The 2776-nt window shown below is 71.2% G+C and carries 3 protein-coding genes; all 3 read left to right on the top strand.

From position 1 onward, the window contains the following. The first annotated feature begins 111 nt into the window (after positions 1-111). Entirely contained in the window at positions 112-1215 is a 1104-nt protein-coding gene (locus G6019_RS09865) for a metal ABC transporter solute-binding protein, Zn/Mn family (protein ID WP_182627502.1), read from the top strand. Between the two features lie 20 nt (positions 1216-1235). Then, positions 1236-2105 carry a metal ABC transporter ATP-binding protein gene (locus tag G6019_RS09870; protein ID WP_370446325.1) on the top strand — a complete coding sequence of 290 codons (870 nt, stop codon included), beginning with the start codon at positions 1236-1238 and terminating at the stop codon, positions 2103-2105. Between the two features lie 2 nt (positions 2106-2107). Then, on the top strand, positions 2108-2776 hold a 669-nt coding region (locus tag G6019_RS09875), incomplete at its 3' end, for a metal ABC transporter permease (RefSeq protein ID WP_182613250.1).

Here is a 2776-nt window from a genome sequence, read left to right on the forward strand (position 1 = left end):
GCGCGCCTCGCCGAACTCCGGGGTTAGACCGGGGCCCTGATCGACCCCGGGGCCGGGGGCGGCATAGAATTAACGACAACGGTTCCCATTGCTACGAGAGCGGTCTTCGCCATGTCGTCACCCAGTCTGTCCCGCACGCCCCTATCGGCCCGGGCCGCGGCGCTCGCCGCCGCCGCGCTCCTCGGCGGGGCCGTCCTGACCGCCTGCGGGTCGGAGGACGGTTCCGGCGACGACGCCACCGCCACCGGACCGACCGTCGTCGCCTCCACGAGCGTGTACGCCGACATCGCCGAACAGGTCGCCGGCGGCAACGCGACCGTGGAGTCGGTGATCTCCGATCCGACCGCCGACCCGCACTCGTACGAGGCGAGCCCGGCCGATGCGGCCGCGGTCACCGGCGCGGACCTCGTGGTCTACAACGGCGCCGGGTACGACTCCTTCGTGGACCGGGCGCTGGAGAACGCCGGGGATGTGCCCGTGGTCCGGGCGGTCGACGAATTCGAGCGGGTGACCGGTGGGACGATCGCCGGCCACTCGCACGACGGTCACGACCACGGAGACGAACACGGTGCCGAGGACGGCCACGATGACGAGCACGGGCACGACGACCACGCGCACGACGACAACGGCACGACCGGCTCCCACGAGGGCCACGAGCACGACTCCGACACCAACGAGCACGTGTGGTTCAGCCTGCCCACCGCTGCCGCCGTCGCCGAGCGCGTGGCCGAGGAGCTGGCGGCGATCGACGAGGCCAATGCCGAGGAGTACCGCGAGAACGCCGACCGGTTCGCCGACTCCCTCGCGCCGCTCGAGGCCCAACTCGACGAGATCCACGACCGCGGGCACTTCCCCTACGCCCAGACCGAGCGGATCGGCGCCCACCTGTTCGACGCCGCCCACATGGTCGACCTGACCCCGCGCGGGTTCCTCGCCTCGATCGAGGACGACACCGACCCCTCCGCCGCCGACCTGTCCGCGATGCTCGACCTGATGTCCGAGCGGGAGGTCGCGTTCCTCGCGTTCAACACCCAGACCGAGACCTCCGTGACCGCCCGGGTGCGGGACGCGGCCGAATCGGCGGATGTCGCCGTCCTGGACCTCACCGAGACCCTCCCCGAGGGCCTGGACTACACCGAGTGGATGACGCAGATCGTCGACTCGCTGTCCTCGGCCCTCGACGGCGCGACCCCGGTCGACGACGGCGGGCACTGACGACGGTGGACACGGACCAGGTGTCAGCCCACACCCGGGGCGGACCCGGCCCCGGGTCGGTCGTCTCCCTGGACTCGGTGACGGTCTCGCGAGGGGGGCGCACCCTCATCCGCGACCTCGACCTCGAGGTGGGGGCAGGGGAGTTCGTCGCCGTCCTCGGCCCCAACGGAGCCGGCAAGACGACGCTGCTCAAGGTGCTCCTCGGCGAACTCGCGCCCGATTCCGGCACGGTCCTCGTCGACGGACGCGCCGCGGGCGACCGCGGGACCCACCTCGGCTACGTGCCCCAGCAGAAGGCGTTCGACCCCGGGATCACCCTGCGCGGACGCGACCTGGTGGGACTCGGGATCGACGGCACCCGCTGGGGCCCGGGATGGCCGACGGGCCGCGGCGAGAAGCGCCGGGTGGTCGTCGACGCGCTGGACCGCCTGGGGGCGGGTCGCCTGGCGGACAAGCCCCTCGGACGCATGTCCGGAGGCGAGCAGCAACGTGTCAGGGTGGCTCAGGCCATCGCCTGCGATCCGTGCGTGATGCTCTGCGACGAGCCGCTCCTGAGCCTGGACCTCGCCGGCCAGCGCACCGTCGCCTCGGTCCTCGACCACCGGCGCCGCGAGCACGGCACCGCCGTCATCTTCGTCACCCACGAGATCAACCCGGTCCTGCCGATGGTGGATCGGATCGTCTACCTGGTGGACGGCCGTCACCGGATCGGCACCCCCGATGAGGTGTTCACCAGCGAGGTCATGACCGACCTCTACTCCTCACCCGTCGAGGTGTTGCGGGTTCGCGGGCAGATCATCGTGGTGGGCGACACCCAGCACCTGTGCGCCGAACCCTGGCCGGCCGGTCATCCCCACCACGACGACGCCCACCCCGCGCACGGAGCCTGAGCATGGACCGCCTACTCGAGATCGCCAGGTCGATCGCCGACACCGAGGTCACCGCACACCTGTTGCGTCAGGACTTCGTGATCTACGGTCTGGTGGCGATCGCGCTACTCGGTCTGTTGGCCGGGGCGATCGGGCCGTTCATCGTGATGCGGCAGATGTCGTTCTCCGTGCACGGGGCCAGCGAACTCGCCCTGACCGGGGCCGCCGCCGCCCTGTTGTTCGGCCTGAATCTCGGCCTGGGCGCGATCCTCGGATCGGTGGTGGCCGCGCTGATCTTCGGCCTGATGGGGACGCGCGCCTCCCAACGCGACAGCTCGATCGGTGTGGTGATGGCGTTCGGGCTCGGTATGGCGGTGCTGTTCATCCACCTCTACCCGGGCCGGTCCGGAACCAGTTTCTCGCTGCTCACCGGGCAGATCGTGGGCGTGTCCGAACACGGTGTGATCCAGATGGCGGTGGTCGCGGCGATCATCTGCGTCACGCTGGTCGCTCTCTACCGGCCGCTGGTCTTCTCCTCCGCGGACCCCGAGGTCGCCGAGGCCCGGGGCGTTCCCGTGCGCGCGCTCAACCTCGTCTTCGCGGTCCTGGTCGGGCTCGCGGCCGCCCAGGCGGTTCAGGTGGTGGGAGCGCTGCTCGTGCTCTCCCTGCTCATCACCCCGGCCGCGGCCGCC

It is taken from the genome of Dietzia sp. DQ12-76 (genome assembly GCF_014145045.1).
Lineage (GTDB): Bacteria > Actinomycetota > Actinomycetes > Mycobacteriales > Mycobacteriaceae > Dietzia.